We start from the raw sequence: 15,172 nt of genomic DNA, 5'->3' as shown, positions 1-15,172 counted from the left end.
CTGGCGCGCAAAAGGCAGGTTACAAAAATGTCGGTTTGCTTAGCCCCGCAGTTCGCGGTTCTCTAACCGGGAGATGGGTAAGAATATCCGCTGCGTCAAGCAACCCTACGTCAGAGTTCACCCCCAGTTTCACCATCGCATTAAACTTATGCGCGCGAATAGTCTTGATATTGCGCTCAAGCTGCGCCGCGATTTCGGGGATGGAATACCCGCATGACATATAACGCAAAATCGCTCTTTCCGTTGGGCTTAACATCCGGTTCTGACTGCAGTACCAGTGGTTAAGCATATTGTCATTAATGCGCAGCGTTTCGCTCAACAACACCATGAATTACTTCATCAGGTGTTCGAGGGTCACCGATTTACTGACCACACCGTGCAGACGTGAAGGCGAAAGATGGCTAATCAACCGCGCTTCCATTTCATCCGAGACCAGGATAATGCGTTGGATATGGCTATGCGTAAACGCAAGATCCCGCAGATGCGCCAGGCAGTTACGGCGCTCTTCTCGCGCATCGGAAAGCGAATAGATCAGCGAAAAAAAATTCACGTGATGCAGTGCTTTCTTAAAGCCATCAAAATCATTAAACAGGTGCAGTTGATATTGGCTGAGTTCAGACTGCGTAAAAAGATGCTGCAGCCCGACCGCACTCATCGCGCAATTTTCGATGATGGCGATATGTCTTGTTGAATCGGTTTTTTCCATTCCTCGAACTCTCCATAGGCTGACATTAAACTCAGCTCTCTCATTCCCTGTGTACTGTTGATCCAGGCGTACATGTCGGCATTACTCCGCAATGAGAGCCTTCGCATCGCACTGTTTTTCTGCGCACTGATCGTTTTATTGCTCTTTTTAAGCAATGTAGCGATTTGGTTAATTCCCCACCCTTTGCCTAACAGGCGAAGCACCTTACGTTCAGAGTGCGTGAGCGCAATAAAGTGTTCGTCATCATCATCACTTTCCTGAGGTTCTGGGGTTAATAACGTCTGGCTTATCCGCTCCGCGCGTTCACTCCCTGCCCGGATAGCGTTAACGACACCTTCAATAGGTTCCATATCAGAAAGCAGCGTGCTTTCCGGCCGCATAAGCAGCTCAACGGCAATAGGGTAAAACGGCCGGGAGACCAAAAAGATCCAGTGGATTTCCCGGTACTGGTTCAGTAAGCGGTAATACTCTTCGAGCGTACCCCGTGGGTTCCTGTATTCGCCTGAAACATCGGCGATAATCACGTCTGCGCGGCGCAACTGAAGCAGGGTTAACTCCTGTAGTGAGCGGCAGTAGGTCAATTCAAAATCGGGGAAATGACGCGCCATTATGTCCCCTAGCCCATTTTGCATTACGGGTATTCGGCTAATGACGACGCCATGCTTACCAGGCAGTGACAACATAGACCCTCCGTGTCCATTTTTCATTTGATGAGTAACCTTAAACGCATCAATGTATAAGTATTTTCGTCCCTGAGTGTAAAACGGATTAATACAAGCAGAAGATGAGATATGTTCTTGGTTTAAGAAACGCCTAAAACAGCGCTAATATCTCACAAAGCGCAAATAAATTTAATTACGTAGTCATTAAAATAACGACAATATAAAATTAGAATAACTAAATACAAATATCTTATATTTCCAAATTAATAATTCACCGCATTGATAAATTAATACAAAAAACCTTTCGTGGCGGGGGTCGCAACTGTTTGCATAAACCTTGATCTGATCCACAGCAAAGGTCACCGCACTTTGTGCTAAAAGTAGGCATTACGGGCCAATCGGCAACTATCCACTTTCTCTTCGGGACACGACATGCAGGCAGATCGGTCAACGCAGCGTGCTATCACGCGGCTTTGTATTCAGTGCGGTCTTTTTCTGCTCCAGCACGGCGCGGAAAGCGCGCTGGTCGAGGAGCTTTCAACCCGGCTGGGACTGGCGCTGGGAATGGACAGCGTTGAAAGCGCTATCTCATCCAACGCCATTGTGCTGACCACCATTAAAGACGGGCAGTGTCTGACGTCCACCCGTAAAAACCACGACCGCGGCATTAATATGCACGTTGTAACTGAGGTCCAGCACATCGTCATCCTGGCTGAGCATAAGCTTCTCGATCTCAAGGAGATTGAAAAACGGTTTAACCAAATCAAGCCATTACGTTATCCACGCTGGCTGGTCGTGCTCATGGTGGGGCTGTCGTGCGCCTGTTTTTGTAAGCTCAATAAAGGCGGCTGGGACGGCGCGATCGTCACCTTTTTCGCCAGCAGCATCGCCATGTACGTGCGCCAGATGCTGACGCACCGGCAGCTGCACCCACAAATTAATTTCTGCATCACCGCGTTTGTTGCCACCACGGTGTCTGGCCTGCTGCTGCGCCTGCCGCAGTTTGCCGCGACCCCAACGATTGCGATGGCCGCCAGCGTGCTTCTGCTGGTGCCGGGCTTCCCACTGATTAACGCCGTCGCCGACATGTTTAAAGGGCACATCAATACCGGCCTGGCACGCTGGGCTATCGCCAGCCTGCTGACGCTGGCGACCTGCATCGGCGTGGTGATGGCAATGACGCTGTGGGGGCTACGCGGATGGGCGTGATAGATTTTCTGCTGGCGCTGGCACAGGACATGCTCCTGGCCGCCATTCCTGCCGTCGGCTTTGCGATGGTATTTAACGTTCCGCAACGCGCGCTGCCGTGGTGTGCCCTGCTGGGCGCAATCGGTCATGGCTCACGAATGGTGATGATGACGGCGGGCTTTAACATCGAATGGTCGACGTTTATCGCCTCTATGCTGGTCGGCAGCATCGGTATTCAGTGGTCGCGCTGGTATCTGGCGCATCCGAAAGTGTTCACCGTCGCCGCCGTTATTCCGATGTTCCCCGGCATATCTGCCTATACGGCGATGATTTCCGCGGTGAAAATCAGCCATTTTGGCTACACCGAGCCGCAGATGATTCTTCTCCTGAGCAACTTTCTTAAGGCGTCCTCCATCGTCGGCGCGCTCTCTATCGGGCTGTCGATACCCGGGCTATGGCTCTACCGCAAGCACCCGCGCGTTTGATATTTGTGTTATTTCGCTGCCGTGGAGATAATCTTTCTGGTCCGTTTGGTAAAAATAAGGAAAGGATGTGGCTAACCCTGGCAGCGAACACCCCGAGCACAGTGAAGAATCGAGCCTGAAAGAGAAAATTTTTCAGAGCGCTATCGCGCTGTTTGCCGAATTTGGACTGAACGGTGCCCGCATGGAGCAGATCGCCGAGAAAGCGGGTACCACCAAACGCATGGTGGTTTACCATTTTAAAAACAAAGAAAATCTCTACCTGCTTGTCCTGGAATACGTTTACACCCAAATTCGCGCCAGTGAAAAAGCGCTCAGCCTGGCGGATATGCCCCCTGTCGAAGCGCTGGTCCACCTGGTTGAAGCCACTTTTGACTATCACGCCGACCACCCGGATTACATCCGCATAATCTGCATGGAAAACATGCAGCGCGGCCGCTTTATGCAGCAGTCAAACTATCTTCGCCAGGTCAACCGCAGCGCGCTCGACCTGCTGGAAGGCATCCTGCGCCGGGGCAAAGAAAAGCTGCTATTCAGCCAGACGGTTGACGCCCGCGATCTTCACCGTCTGATCAGCAGCTTCAGCTTTCACTACGTTGCCAACAGCTACACCTTCACCCTGCTGTTTGAAGAGGGTGCAGACGAACAGGCCCAGCGCCAGCACTACCGTAAAATGGCCGTTCAGGTGGCGCTGCGTTATACCTGCCCCTAATATTGCTTGCAATTAAATCGCACACAATCTATATTCATTTCATGAACGCAAAAACGAACGACACGACCGCTGCGCTCCTGCTGGACAACCAGCTCTGTTTTGCCCTCTATTCGGCAAATCTGGCGCTTAATAAGCTGTACCGGCAACTGCTGGCACCGCTGAACCTGACTTACCCGCAATATCTGGTGATGCTGGTGCTGTGGGAGCAGGATGACGTGACGGTGTCGGACATCGGTGAACGGTTGTTCCTTGACTCCGCAACGTTGACGCCGCTCCTGAAGCGTCTGGAAAGCGCAGGGCTCATCAACCGCCACCGCTCGCGTAAAGATGAACGTCAGGTCGCCGTCACGCTGACTGAAGCCGGACGTGAACTTCAGCAGCAGGCATTGGGTATCCCACATGCGGTGGGATGCGCCGCACAGTGTGATACCGACACCATGCTGGCGCTCAAGCAACAGCTGGAACTTTTGCGACAACAGATTCAACGCGCGTGAGGCTATACTTTACGCGTCTTAGTTTACCCATATATATCGCACGCTATTAAATAGCACATACAAAAGTAAGATGAGGAACCTGCCATGTCTTTAGAAAAAGTTGTTTATACCGCCAAAGCAAAAGCAACCGGGGGCCGTGACGGCCGCGCGACCTCTTCCGATGGCGTACTGGATGTCAAACTGGGCGTACCAAAAGAGATGGGCGGCATGGGGGGAGAAGTCACGAACCCTGAGCAGCTGTTTGCCGCGGGTTACTCTGCCTGCTTCCTGGGCGCGATGAAGTTTGTGGCGGCTCGCGACAAATTTACCCTGCCAAAAGATGCGTTTATCGAAGGCGAAGTGGGTATCGGCCCGCTGCCAACCGGTTTTGGTATCGAAGCAAAACTGAATATCCACGTAGAAGGTATGGATCCTGCTGAAGCTAAAAAACTGGTCGATGCGGCGCACATTGTTTGCCCTTACTCTAACGCGACCCGCGGCAATATTGACGTCACGCTGAATATCATCGCGTAATCGGTTCTGTTCCCTCTCCCGCCGGGAGAGGGCCAGGATGAGGGCACCAGCCTGCACTTCCCCCTCCTTTCCTTCCCCCTCTCTGTGCTACCATAAGCCCATATCACGCCCGTAGTAATCAGTTGAGTAAGCGTTATGTCCTCCAGAATTCTGACCACCAGCATTGCTGGCATTGATGCCTTTATGCGCGACCCACGCGGTGTGTTGACCCACGCCGAAGGCGGCACGGTTGCGGTTTTTGCCGACAACGCGCCGGCGTTTTACGCAATCACGCCGGAACGTCTGGCACAGCTTCTGGAGATTGAAGCGCGGTTGTCACGCCCGGCGAGCGACGTCACGCTGGATAACCAGTTCTTTGATGAACCGGTTAATGCCCCACTGGCCGTTCCGATGGGTAAATTTGCCCTGTACGCGGGGTGGCAGCCTGACGCGGATTTTCAGCGGCAGGCTGCACTGTGGGGCATTGCGTTAACCCAACCCGCCACCGCGGAAGAGCTCGCCGCGTTTACCGCGTGGTGGCAGGCGGAAGGCAAAGTGTTCACCCACATCCAGTGGCAGCAAAAGCTCGCGCGTCATCTTCAAATAACCCGCGCCAGCAACAATGGCCAGCCAAAGCGCGATATCAACGCGTTTTCAGAACCGGATAAACAGATCCCAAGCGGATTCCGAGGTGCGAAATGAAGAACGTCGGCGACCTGATGAAACGTCTGCAAAAAATGATGCCTGCCAACGTGAAGCCCGCTTTCACCACGGGTGAAGAGCTGCTGGCGTGGCAAAAGGAGCAAGGTGAAATTCGTGCCGCCGCGCTCGCCCGCGAAAACCGGGCGATGAAAATGCAGCGCACCTTTAACCGCTCCGGTATTCGTCCCCTGCATCAGAACTGCTCGTTTGATAACTATAAAATTGAGACCACCGGGCAGATGAACGCGCTTGCCGCCGCACGTCAGTACGTGGATGAATTCGACGGCAATATCGCGAGCTTCATTTTTAGCGGCAAACCCGGGACCGGAAAAAACCACCTCGCAGCCGCCATCTGCAACGAGCTGCTTCTGCGCGGTAAATCGGTCCTCATCATCACCGTGGCCGATATTATGTCCGCCATGAAAGACACCTTCAGCAACCGTGAAACCAGCGAAGAACAGCTGCTTAACGATCTGAGCAATGTGGATCTCCTGGTCATCGACGAGATAGGCGTTCAGACGGAATCCCGTTATGAAAAGGTCATCATTAACCAGATTGTCGATCGCCGCTCCTCCTCCAAACGCCCCACCGGCATGTTGACGAACCACAACATTGACGAGATGACCCGTTTACTGGGTGAACGCGTCATGGACCGCATGAAGCTGGGCAACAGTTTGTATGTCATCTTCGACTGGGACAGTTACCGCAGCCGCGTCACCGGCAAAGAGTATTAAGACAGTTCCAGGAATCACCAGCAGGGCGCAGGTATATACTGGAACCCCTTCCGGCCCAAAACGGACCTTTTTGAGAAAGCCATTATGAAAAAACAGATTCTTATCAGCACCTTTTTAGGCGCTCTGCTGGTTACCGGCGCAGCGCAAGCGGCTTCCTGGCAGGATTCCCTGTCAAGCGCAGCAAATGAGCTGACCAAAGAGGGCAGCAGCGCCCAGGGCGGGCTCTCGGCCTCTTCTCTCACCAGCCTGCTGAGCAACAGCTCCCAGAGCCTGAGCGCGGGCACGATGAACAACGCGGCGGGGATTCTGGAATATTGCGCAAAGCAGAAGCTGGCGTCCGTGACCGACGCGCAAAACGTGAAAAACCAGGTGCTGGGTAAACTGGGTCTCGATACGCAGGAACAGAAAGCAGATACAAGCTATATGGACGGCATTCAGGGCCTTCTTAACGCGCAAAACGGCCAGCAGCTTAACCTGAGCACCCTCGGCAACTCCTCTCTGGCAAAACAGGTGAAAACCAAAGCCTGCGATCTGGTGCTGAAACAAGGCGTTAATTTCATCTCCTGACCCGCCCCATTTTCTGCCACAACACGCCGCGTTTAATGCGATAGGCTTGCATCGCGGCGTTAAACGAGCGTTTTTCCTACCTGTCACCGTCTCAGCGTCCGTTTGTCAGGATGCGACCGCCTTCATAAAAACGATTTTATAAACCAAATCCTAACAACAGCACACTTTCGTGACACTAAAATTGCAGCTAAACGACATCGCCATTACATTGTCTTACCAAAAATAAACAGTTAGCCAGCGAAGCACCTGGCGTCATGAGGATATGCTGTTGTCAGAATTTATCTCTCTTATCCTTTTCCTGGCCTCCGTCGGCGTTTATGCCTGGAAAGCCGGCCGTAACACCTGGTGGTTTATCGCCACGCTGGTGGTGCTCGGCATTTTTATCATTTTAAACATTACCTTATACGCCAGCGATTACTTCACCGGCGACGGCATTAACGATGCTGTGCTCTACACCCTGACGAACAGCCTGACGGGCGCGGGGGTGGGTAAGTACATCCTTCCGGGGCTGGGGCTGATCGTGGCGCTGGTGACGATTTTCGGCGCGCTCGCCTGGGTGCTGCGCCGCCGTCGCCATCTCCCTCACCATCATGGCTACAGCCTGCTGGCGCTGTTCCTGGCGCTGGCCTCCGTTGATGCCAGCCCGGCGTTTCATCAAATTACCGAGCTTGTGAAATCCCAGTCGCGTGACGGCGATCCGGACTTCGTGGCTTATTACAAAGAGCCGTCAAAAACGATCGCCAACCCGAAGCTCAATCTGGTCTACATCTACGGTGAAAGCCTGGAGCGTACCTACTTTGATAACGACGCGTTCCCTAACCTGACGCCGGACCTGGGCGCGCTGAAAAATGAAGGTCTCGACTTCAGCCACACCATGCAGCTGCCCGGCACGGATTACACTATCGCCGGAATGGTGGCTTCCCAGTGCGGTATCCCGCTCTTCGCGCCTTTTGAAGGCAACGCCTCCGCTTCAATGTCGACGTTCTTCCCGCAGAATATTTGCCTGGGCGATATTCTGAAAAACTCCGGCTATGAAAACTACTTTATGCAGGGAGCAAACCTGCGCTTTGCCGGAAAAGATGTGTTTCTGAAATCCCACGGTTTTGACCACCTGTATGGCTCGGAAGAGTTAAAAACGACGGTTGCCGATCCGACCTACCGCAACGACTGGGGCTTCTATGACGATACGGTGCTGGACGAAACCTGGAAGAAATTTGAGGAACTGTCCCGCGCCGGGAAGCGTTTTTCTCTCTTTGCGCTGACGGTGGATACCCACCATCCGGACGGGTTCGTCTCGCGCACCTGTAAGCGCAAAAGCTATGACGTGGATGGCAAAAACAATAAGTCTTTCAGCGCCGTGACCTGTAGCCAGGAGCACATCGCCGCGCTGGTCGAGAAAATCAAAACCTCGCCCTGGTTTAAAAACACCGTCATCGTCGTCTCGTCCGATCATCTGGCGATGAAAAACAGCGCGTGGGATCAGCTCAACAAGCAGGACCGCAGCAATCTGTTCTTCGTCCTGCGCGGCGACAAGCCGCAGCAGGAGACGATCGCCACCAAGCGCAACTCCATGGATAACGGCGCGACGGTGCTGGACATTCTGGGCGGCGACAACTTTATTGGCCTTGGACGCAGCACGCTGTCCGGACAATCCCTGTCGGAGGTCTTCCTCAACATGAAGGAGAAAATTCTCGCCTGGAAGCCCGACATCATCCGCCTGTGGAACTTCCCGAAAGAGATGAAAGACTTCACCATCGATCGGGATAAAAACACCGTCGCCTTCTCCGGCAGCAATTTCCGTCTGCCGCTGCTGGTACGCGTGTCGGATAGCCGCGTTGAACCGCTGCCGGAAAGTGAGTACTCCGCGCCGCTGCGTTTCCAGCTGGCCGATTTCGCCCCTCGCGATAACTTCGTCTGGATCGACCGGTGTTACAAAATGGGCCAGCTCTGGTCACAGCCGCTGGCGCTTTCTACCGACTGGTGCGTCTCTCAGGGGCAGCTTGGCGGGGAACAAAACGTGCAGCATGTTGACAAAGCCCAGTGGAAAGGCAAAACCGCCTTTAAAGATACGGTGATTGATACGGCTCGCTATCAGCACAACATCGACATGCTTAAAATCGTCGACAACGACATTCGTTATAAAGCGGACAGCTTCATCTTTAACGTGGCCGGCGCGCCTGAAGAAGTGAAGCAGTTTAGCGGCATCTCCCGTCCGGAGTCCTGGGGACGCTGGTCGAACGCGCAACTGGGCAACGAGGTGAAAATTGAGTACACCCATCCGCTGCCGGAACAGTTCGACCTGGTGATCACAGCCAGAGCTTACGGGCCCAACGCGAATAAGCCCGTGCCGGTGCGCGTGGGCGATGAAGAGCAGACGCTGACGCTTGGTAACGACGTAAGCACTCACACGCTGCATTTCACCAATCCATCGCGCAGCAATACTTTAGTCATTGTGCCGCCAGATCCGCAGTCCACCAATGAAGGGAATATTCTCGGCCACTCACCCCGCCAGCTCGGGATTGGCATGGTCGAAATCAAAATTGTCAGCAAGCAAGGCTAACGCATGCCCCGCCCGGCATTCCGCCGGGCGGTTATGAAAATAAATAATTCTATATAAAGTTTATAAATCAGATAAAAACTCTTTATATGAGTCAATTTTATTTATAAATATCCCGCCAAAAGCCACCACCATAGAATGTACAGCTCCTGAAATCACTACGGAGCGGTACACACTTTTATCATGCTAACCGGCTATAAGTTCGAGTCCATCCGGGCATTGCGCAGTGAAAATGTCATTGCCTGGGAGGTATTGTCCACGGCAAAACCCCACGTCAATCTTGAAGACTACTTTAGCTCAATGCCCTCTGCGCAGCGTAAAGAACACTTCTTTGCGCAGCTTCGCCATACCCTGTCTTGCGAAGAAGGCGACAAGTATTACCTCAATGCGACATCGGATTTGCTGCTGGAACCGGACTTCCTCGACAGGCTGAAAGAAGAAACCTCCTGCCCGGAGAGGCTGGCTATCGAAGTTACCGATCTCCATACGATGGTACAACTCGACGATATGCAAAGCCGGTCCCTACGAACAGGTATCGCGATGCTCCATCAATGGGGCGTTGAAGTGTGGGCCGACGACGTCTGCGAAGACATTCTTCCCGAGCTGCTTGCCAGCCAGATCCGCTTCTGCGGCGTCAAAATTGACAAACATACCTTCTGGATCGGACGTACCGAGCAGGCTAAGTTCCTGCACCTTACCCGCCAGTACAAGCGTGTCGCCAGTAAGGTACTGATAGAAGGCATCGAAACCGCGGGTGATTTCGCGCTGGCCCGCGCCAGCGTGGCCGACTACGGCCAGGGTTATCTGTGGGGCATGAAATGACGCCTTTCATCCCGAATGCCGGCTATCAGGTCATCGTTCTGAGCAGCAATGCGTTTTTGTGGCTCGGCCTCCATTCGATAGTATCGACGGCCGTGTCCCCCCGTCCTGAGGCGTACTGGATCAACAACGTTACTCCAGAAGGGCTTCTGCGTTTGCAGGAGCTGCTCAGCACGCACGCCGGGCAGAGCTGGCTGTTATTTACGGATACGGCCAGGGTCAACGACATTAACGCCCTGCCAGGCAATGAGCGGATCAGAGTGGTCCCGGGAAATGTGTCCCTTGCCCAACTAAGCCACTGCTTTAGCGACATGACCTTCTCTTTAGAAAATACCGCCACGCTCACGTACCAGGAAATGCGGGTTTGCATGCTGCTTCAAAAAGGCTTCAGCCCGGTGCGTATCGCACAAATCCTTAATAAGTCACCGAAAACGATCTACACCCACAAGCGTAACGCGATGAACAAATTTTGCTGTCAGAACCTGGCAGAATTCCATCGAAAACTCTGCCTGCTGGACGCTCTGGCCACTTCTCTGTAATTGCACTGTTATTCACGTCAGGAAATAAGATCATGAAAATTATCTCCACTGCTGTATGTTGTTCCGCTCTCCTGCTTCCTGCCGCTGCGATCGCCGCAGACAGCACCGCAAGCGCGACGATGCACGTTTCACTTGAGGTGGTAAAATCCTGCACCCTCAAAGCCAACGACCTCAATTTCTCACGCCACGGGTCGGATGAATCAAGCGAAATTCAGGCCAAAACGCAGGTCGATATTGTTTGTACCAACGGTACGCCGTTCACGCTCTCCGCCACCAGCAATGATAGCAGCGAAAACGGCACCTTCTGGCTGAAGCCGGAAAACGGTGAAACGGGCGCACAGAAGATAGCGTGGAAACTTTTTGCCGATGAGAGCAAACAGACGCAAATCACCAGCACCGATGGGCTTACCGATACCGGCAACGGCATGACGCAGGAAGAGACGCTGTATGGCGTTATTGACGCAGGGGCGCTGACGACCGCGCAGGCGGGCGCCTACAGCGACGATGTCACCTTAAATCTGGTGTATTGATCATGCGGCGCTGTCTTCCCTGCTTCATTCTGTGGCTCCTGATGCTGACGCTGCTGTCGCGCTACGCGCTGGCCGCCACACTTCAGGTGGCCCCCGTGACGCTCGATCTCCAGAGCGGTCAAAGAGCATCCGCGGTTTACCTCACGAACAGCGGCAAAGCGGCCATCCATGCTCAGATACGGGTTTACGAATGGACCCAGCAAAACGGCAAAGATGTGTTAACGGCCACCGACGAGGTGGTCAGTAGCCCGGCGATGACCTCTCTGGCCCCGGGCCAGCAGCAGCTGGTGCGCATCATCGTTATGGAGCCCGGCATCCGTGAACAGGAGCAAAGTTACCGCCTGGTCATTGATGAGCTGCCGGATGAAACGTCCCGTGCGGCCAACCCCAACGCGGTGCACTTTCTGCTGCGCTACTCGATTCCCGTCTTTATTGCCGGAAACCAGAATATGCCCGTCAGCCGAGATGCCCTGAGCTGCGAACAGGCGGAGCCCCCGGGAACGATCCGCTGCTATAACGCCGGGAACAGCCATATTCGCCTGAGCCACCTGCAGGCCCTGACGGCCAGCGGGCAGGTTGTGGGATCGGTGAAAGGGCTGGCGGGCTATGTGCTACCGGGACAGACCGCGCTTGTGACACTTAAGCAGGCTTCACACCACACGCTCAGCGCACTGCGCGCCTATCTCAATGATGAACACCATGCCAGCCAGATCCCCCTGCGCCCGCTCGCTACTCGCGCTCCTGCTTTGGCTACCGCTCACGCTGTCAGCCCGGGTTGAACCCGCCGCCGACACCGTACAATGGCTGGCCATCACGGTGAATCACGCTCCTCGAGGGGAGCTGTGGGCCTGCCGGGTCGTGGGTGAGGCGCTGTGGATTGACCGCGGCGACCTCAAAAAGCTGGGGCTTCGCGCCCCGGATGACCACAGCGAATGGGTTGAACTGACGTCCCTGCCTGGCCTGAAGGTCAGTCTCGACTTACACGCTCAGCAGGTCTCCCTTACCGCCGACGCAGAGGCGCTCGACGGCCAGCAGCACCTGACTATCGAGAGGCCGACCGCGCAGTATCGCTATCCCGAGGCGCAGCCCATCAGCGCGTTTACGCTCGGGTATGCCCTTTATGCCAGCGACTCCCAGGGGAACCGCCAGCTTAACGCGCAGACCTCGTTGACCGCATCCGGGGCGCTTCCCGGCACCTTCAGCAGCAGCTTTTCAAGCCATGCGGGGGAGGAAAACAGCGCTGGGCGGCCCAGCCACACGCGTCTTGAAACCCGCTGGCAGTGGGACAACGCAGACTCGCTGACCAGCCTGGCGCTGGGCGACAACATCACCACGGGCACCCGCTGGAGCCGGCAGGTACGTTTTGGCGGCCTGCACTGGGCGCGGAATTTTGAGCTTAATCCGCAGCTCAACACCGAACCGCGCAGCCGCTACAGCGACACTGCCGTCCTGCCTTCAACGGTCGATCTTTACATCGACGGGCTTAAGCAGAGCAGCGAGCACGTGACACCGGGGGATTTTCTGCTGGATACCCTGCCCTCCTTCACCGGAAGCGGACAGGCGCAGGTGGTCATTACCGACATCAACGGTCAGCGTCGCACCGTACAGCTCGATCTCTACGGCGCGCCGGGGATGCTGGCGGAAGGGCTCAGCAGCGGCTCGCTGGATATCGGCTGGATGCGGCAAAACTACGCCCTGCGATCGAATGACTATGCCCCCGATCTCGTGCTCGACGCGGGCTGGCGCTATGGGGTAAGTAACCGGCTGACGCTGGCGCTGCACACGGAACAGCAGAGCAAACTGCGCAATGTCGGGACAGGCGTCGACTGGCTGATCTCGCCCGACATCGGGATTGTTAGCCAACATGTTGCCCTGAGCGACAGCCCCTATGGCCAGGGAAAACAGTGGGGCCTTGGCTGGCAATGGAACGGCAGCGGGACGGGCTTCTCTGCCAGCACCGTCCGTACCGATGCCGACTTTGCCGATAACGCCCGCACGATCGGCGCCCTGCCGGTCAGACGCAGCGATAGCGTCTGGCTAAGCCACTCTGTTCCTCATTTTGGTACCGTAGGCGCAGGCTGGGTACAGCAAAACATTCAGGGCAACAAACAGCGCTACCTCAACGCCTCCTGGTCCGTCTCGCTGCCGGCCCATCTCTCCACCACGCTGAGCTATACCCGTTCGTTTACGGATGCGTCGAGTAACGTTCAGCTTATGCTCTCGGTCCCGTTAGGCCGTGCGGATACTCTCTCCGTTCAGACCAGCCGCGAGACGTCACGCATGGATTATCGCCACCAGCCGGACGATCGACTCGGCGGCTGGTCATGGCAGCTGGGACAAAGCGTTGGTGAGCGCCGGGATATCTATGCGGACGTGGGCTATCTGGGTCATGCAGGCGAGTGGCACGTCGGGCTGGAGCAAGGCGCCAGGCTGGGCAACCAGTACGCCTCAGCCGAAGGCAGCCTGACGCTGCTGGATGGCAGCCTTCATGCCCTGCGCTACAGCCAACAGGGTCTGGCGCTGGTCTCCACCCACGGCGTTGGACACGTGCCGGTAATGCTGGAAAACCGCCCTGCAGGCGAAACCGATGAAAACGGCTATCTGCTGCTGACCGACCTGCCGCAATACCACAGCAGCAAGGTCAGCATCAATCCGCTGGATCTCCCTGCCGATGTTATGGCCCCCGTCACCGACATGGATGCCAGACCGGGCAACGGCAGCGCGGTAAAGGTCGATTTTAATGTCCATCACGCCGTGACGGTTCAGGCCCGGCTGGTCGACAGCCGCCACAAGCCGCTCCCGCTGGGCAGCATCGTTTCAACGCCACGCGGCGCGACCATCGTCGGACGCGACGGTTTTATCTGGCTTGAAGATCCGCCCCTGCCGGGTGAACTGGTGGTGAAAACCGGCGAGGGGGAGTGTCGGGTCACGCTTCCGGCCCCGCGCACCGCGTCATCAATACAGAATATTGGAGAACAACTGTGTCATTAAAAACACCGTTATTGCTGCTGCTCGTGCTGTCCATGAAGGCGATGGCGGCAGCGTGCTGGATAACCTCACCCGCCGCCATCAACTTTGGCAGCGTCGTGGCGGGAAATGCCGCCTCGACCAACACCGAGGTTAAATTTAGCTGTCAGGCCGACAATAACGGCACGATGGAATATATCAACGTCTGCCTGAGCAGCATTGATGCTCCACCCTTTCAGATGCTCTCGAACGGGGACCAGGAGGGGAAACAGTACACCCTGCTCTTCCGCCTGCTTAACGGCGTCGCGCGCTCTCAGGAGCTGGGCCCCGCCAGCGGCGGGGATCTCATTCAGCAGACCCTGACTGCACAAAGCAATACCAGCATCAGCGGTAGCTTTCCGCTTATCGCCACCCTCCCGCCGGGGCAAAACCAACTGCCGGCGTACCACTATTACAACTACAACATGAATCTGCGCATCGCCTGGCACAGCGCCACCCGTCAGGATGCGCTGCAAAATTGCTCGGACGGCTCCGCGGAGGGCGAGCAGGTGCAGGGCGGCACCAGCGCGCAGGCCGAAATCAGCCAGGGGTGCTACATAGAACGCGTCACCCCGCTTAACTTCGGCACGCTGAGCAGCACCGCCACGCTGCGCCCGACGCGTTCCACGGCAACACTCACCACGCGATGTCCGGCCGGCACGGCGTTTACCCTTGCCATGGGCAACGGCAACCATGCCAGCGGCAATCAGCGGCAGCTTTGCAACGACGAAGGCCAGTGCCTGCGCTATGCGCTCTGGCAGGATGCCGCTGCCACGCAACGCTGGGGCGATTCGCGCAGCGGGGATGCGCTGGTCGTCACCCATCCCGCAGGCGGCACCCAAAGCTTCACCGTTTACGGAGAAGTCCCGGCCCAGCCTCTGAGCGGTACGGGGGAATTTATTGACGACGTGATAATTACGCTGACTTATTAAACCACTCAAAAAACCGTCTGGATCAATGTTATCGGTAACAATGGCGTTAA

Annotated in this window: 16 protein-coding genes and 1 pseudogene; 15 read left to right on the top strand and 2 right to left on the bottom strand. The window is 55.6% G+C overall.

Features of this window, described 5'->3' with window-relative positions; all coding sequences use genetic code 11:
* Window positions 1–19: 19 nt before the first annotated feature.
* Both bglJ and HBM95_03215 read right to left on the bottom strand, forming a co-directional pair.
* Window positions 20–655, bottom strand: a pseudogene (bglJ, locus tag HBM95_03220) (DNA-binding transcriptional activator BglJ).
* On the bottom strand, window positions 652–1,389 hold the full coding sequence (locus HBM95_03215) for a response regulator transcription factor (protein ID NIH41952.1): 738 nt from the start codon (window positions 1,387–1,389) through the stop codon (window positions 652–654). Before HBM95_03215 ends, bglJ begins: the two are co-directional and overlap by 4 nt.
* A 411-nt stretch (window positions 1,390–1,800) precedes the next feature.
* Between HBM95_03215 and HBM95_03210 the strand changes: the two genes are divergently transcribed.
* From HBM95_03210 to HBM95_03140, 15 genes are all read left to right on the top strand, one after another.
* Window positions 1,801–2,577, top strand: coding sequence for a threonine/serine exporter ThrE family protein (locus HBM95_03210; protein NIH41951.1), 777 nt, complete (start codon window positions 1,801–1,803; stop codon window positions 2,575–2,577).
* Window positions 2,568–3,041, top strand: coding sequence for a threonine/serine exporter (locus tag HBM95_03205; protein NIH41950.1), 474 nt, complete (start codon window positions 2,568–2,570; stop codon window positions 3,039–3,041). Before HBM95_03210 ends, HBM95_03205 begins: the two co-directional genes overlap by 10 nt.
* Window positions 3,042–3,108: 67 nt before the next feature.
* Window positions 3,109–3,750: a TetR family transcriptional regulator gene (locus HBM95_03200; GenBank protein ID NIH41949.1), complete on the top strand. Its 642-nt coding sequence runs from the start codon at window positions 3,109–3,111 to the stop codon at window positions 3,748–3,750.
* A 41-nt stretch (window positions 3,751–3,791) separates the two neighbouring features.
* A complete protein-coding gene (locus HBM95_03195; protein NIH41948.1) occupies window positions 3,792–4,244 on the top strand; it encodes a MarR family transcriptional regulator in 453 nt (150 codons plus the stop codon).
* A gap of 84 nt (window positions 4,245–4,328) precedes the next feature.
* Window positions 4,329–4,757, top strand: a complete 429-nt coding sequence (locus HBM95_03190; protein ID NIH41947.1) for an organic hydroperoxide resistance protein — start codon at window positions 4,329–4,331, stop codon at window positions 4,755–4,757.
* A gap of 135 nt (window positions 4,758–4,892) precedes the next feature.
* Complete coding sequence (gene dnaT / locus HBM95_03185) at window positions 4,893–5,438, top strand: primosomal protein DnaT (GenBank protein ID NIH41946.1); 546 nt, start codon at window positions 4,893–4,895, stop codon at window positions 5,436–5,438.
* Window positions 5,435–6,172 carry a DNA replication protein DnaC gene (dnaC, locus tag HBM95_03180; GenBank protein ID NIH41945.1) on the top strand — a complete coding sequence of 246 codons (738 nt, stop codon included), beginning with the start codon at window positions 5,435–5,437 and terminating at the stop codon, window positions 6,170–6,172. Before dnaT ends, dnaC begins: the two co-directional genes overlap by 4 nt.
* Before the next feature lie 84 nt (window positions 6,173–6,256).
* Window positions 6,257–6,739, top strand: coding sequence for a DUF2501 domain-containing protein (locus HBM95_03175; protein NIH41944.1), 483 nt, complete (start codon window positions 6,257–6,259; stop codon window positions 6,737–6,739).
* A 268-nt stretch (window positions 6,740–7,007) separates the two neighbouring features.
* Entirely contained in the window at window positions 7,008–9,299 is a 2,292-nt protein-coding gene (opgB, locus tag HBM95_03170) for a phosphatidylglycerol--membrane-oligosaccharide glycerophosphotransferase (GenBank protein NIH41943.1), read from the top strand.
* A 180-nt stretch (window positions 9,300–9,479) separates the two neighbouring features.
* On the top strand, window positions 9,480–10,118 hold the full coding sequence (locus HBM95_03165; protein NIH41942.1) for an EAL domain-containing protein: 639 nt from the start codon (window positions 9,480–9,482) through the stop codon (window positions 10,116–10,118).
* Entirely contained in the window at window positions 10,115–10,654 is a 540-nt protein-coding gene (locus tag HBM95_03160) for a helix-turn-helix transcriptional regulator (protein ID NIH41941.1), read from the top strand. Before HBM95_03165 ends, HBM95_03160 begins: the two co-directional genes overlap by 4 nt.
* 32 nt (window positions 10,655–10,686) lie before the next feature.
* Window positions 10,687–11,184, top strand: coding sequence for a fimbrial major subunit CsuA/B family protein (locus tag HBM95_03155; GenBank protein NIH41940.1), 498 nt, complete (start codon window positions 10,687–10,689; stop codon window positions 11,182–11,184).
* A gap of 2 nt (window positions 11,185–11,186) precedes the next feature.
* Window positions 11,187–11,963 carry a molecular chaperone gene (locus HBM95_03150; GenBank protein ID NIH41939.1) on the top strand — a complete coding sequence of 259 codons (777 nt, stop codon included), beginning with the start codon at window positions 11,187–11,189 and terminating at the stop codon, window positions 11,961–11,963.
* A 25-nt stretch (window positions 11,964–11,988) separates the two neighbouring features.
* The gene (locus HBM95_03145; protein NIH41938.1) at window positions 11,989–14,175 is read left to right on the top strand and encodes a fimbrial biogenesis outer membrane usher protein; all 2,187 of its coding nucleotides are present in this window, start codon (window positions 11,989–11,991) and stop codon (window positions 14,173–14,175) included.
* Window positions 14,166–15,122, top strand: a complete 957-nt coding sequence (locus HBM95_03140) for a spore coat protein U domain-containing protein (protein ID NIH41937.1) — start codon at window positions 14,166–14,168, stop codon at window positions 15,120–15,122. Before HBM95_03145 ends, HBM95_03140 begins: the two co-directional genes overlap by 10 nt.
* Window positions 15,123–15,172: the final 50 nt, after the last annotated feature.

This window comes from Enterobacter asburiae, assembly GCA_011754535.1.
Lineage (GTDB): Bacteria > Pseudomonadota > Gammaproteobacteria > Enterobacterales > Enterobacteriaceae > Enterobacter > Enterobacter cloacae_N.
Note: the sequence above shows the minus strand (reverse complement) of the source record. Positions and strands in the feature narration are given on the sequence as shown.

What these genes read in the sequence shown, in the direction of transcription:
- HBM95_03215 (NIH41952.1), bottom strand. Translation starts at nt 1,389, where the DNA reads ATGTTGTCACTGCCTGGTAAGCATGGCGTCGTCATTAGCCGAATACCC.
- HBM95_03210 (NIH41951.1), top strand. Translation starts at nt 1,801, where the DNA reads ATGCAGGCAGATCGGTCAACGCAGCGTGCTATCACGCGGCTTTGTATT.
- HBM95_03205 (NIH41950.1), top strand. Translation starts at nt 2,568, where the DNA reads ATGGGCGTGATAGATTTTCTGCTGGCGCTGGCACAGGACATGCTCCTG.
- HBM95_03195 (NIH41948.1), top strand. Translation starts at nt 3,792, where the DNA reads ATGAACGCAAAAACGAACGACACGACCGCTGCGCTCCTGCTGGACAAC.
- HBM95_03190 (NIH41947.1), top strand. Translation starts at nt 4,329, where the DNA reads ATGTCTTTAGAAAAAGTTGTTTATACCGCCAAAGCAAAAGCAACCGGG.
- dnaT (NIH41946.1), top strand. Translation starts at nt 4,893, where the DNA reads ATGTCCTCCAGAATTCTGACCACCAGCATTGCTGGCATTGATGCCTTT.
- dnaC (NIH41945.1), top strand. Translation starts at nt 5,435, where the DNA reads ATGAAGAACGTCGGCGACCTGATGAAACGTCTGCAAAAAATGATGCCT.
- HBM95_03175 (NIH41944.1), top strand. Translation starts at nt 6,257, where the DNA reads ATGAAAAAACAGATTCTTATCAGCACCTTTTTAGGCGCTCTGCTGGTT.
- HBM95_03165 (NIH41942.1), top strand. Translation starts at nt 9,480, where the DNA reads ATGCTAACCGGCTATAAGTTCGAGTCCATCCGGGCATTGCGCAGTGAA.
- HBM95_03160 (NIH41941.1), top strand. Translation starts at nt 10,115, where the DNA reads ATGACGCCTTTCATCCCGAATGCCGGCTATCAGGTCATCGTTCTGAGC.
- HBM95_03155 (NIH41940.1), top strand. Translation starts at nt 10,687, where the DNA reads ATGAAAATTATCTCCACTGCTGTATGTTGTTCCGCTCTCCTGCTTCCT.
- HBM95_03150 (NIH41939.1), top strand. Translation starts at nt 11,187, where the DNA reads ATGCGGCGCTGTCTTCCCTGCTTCATTCTGTGGCTCCTGATGCTGACG.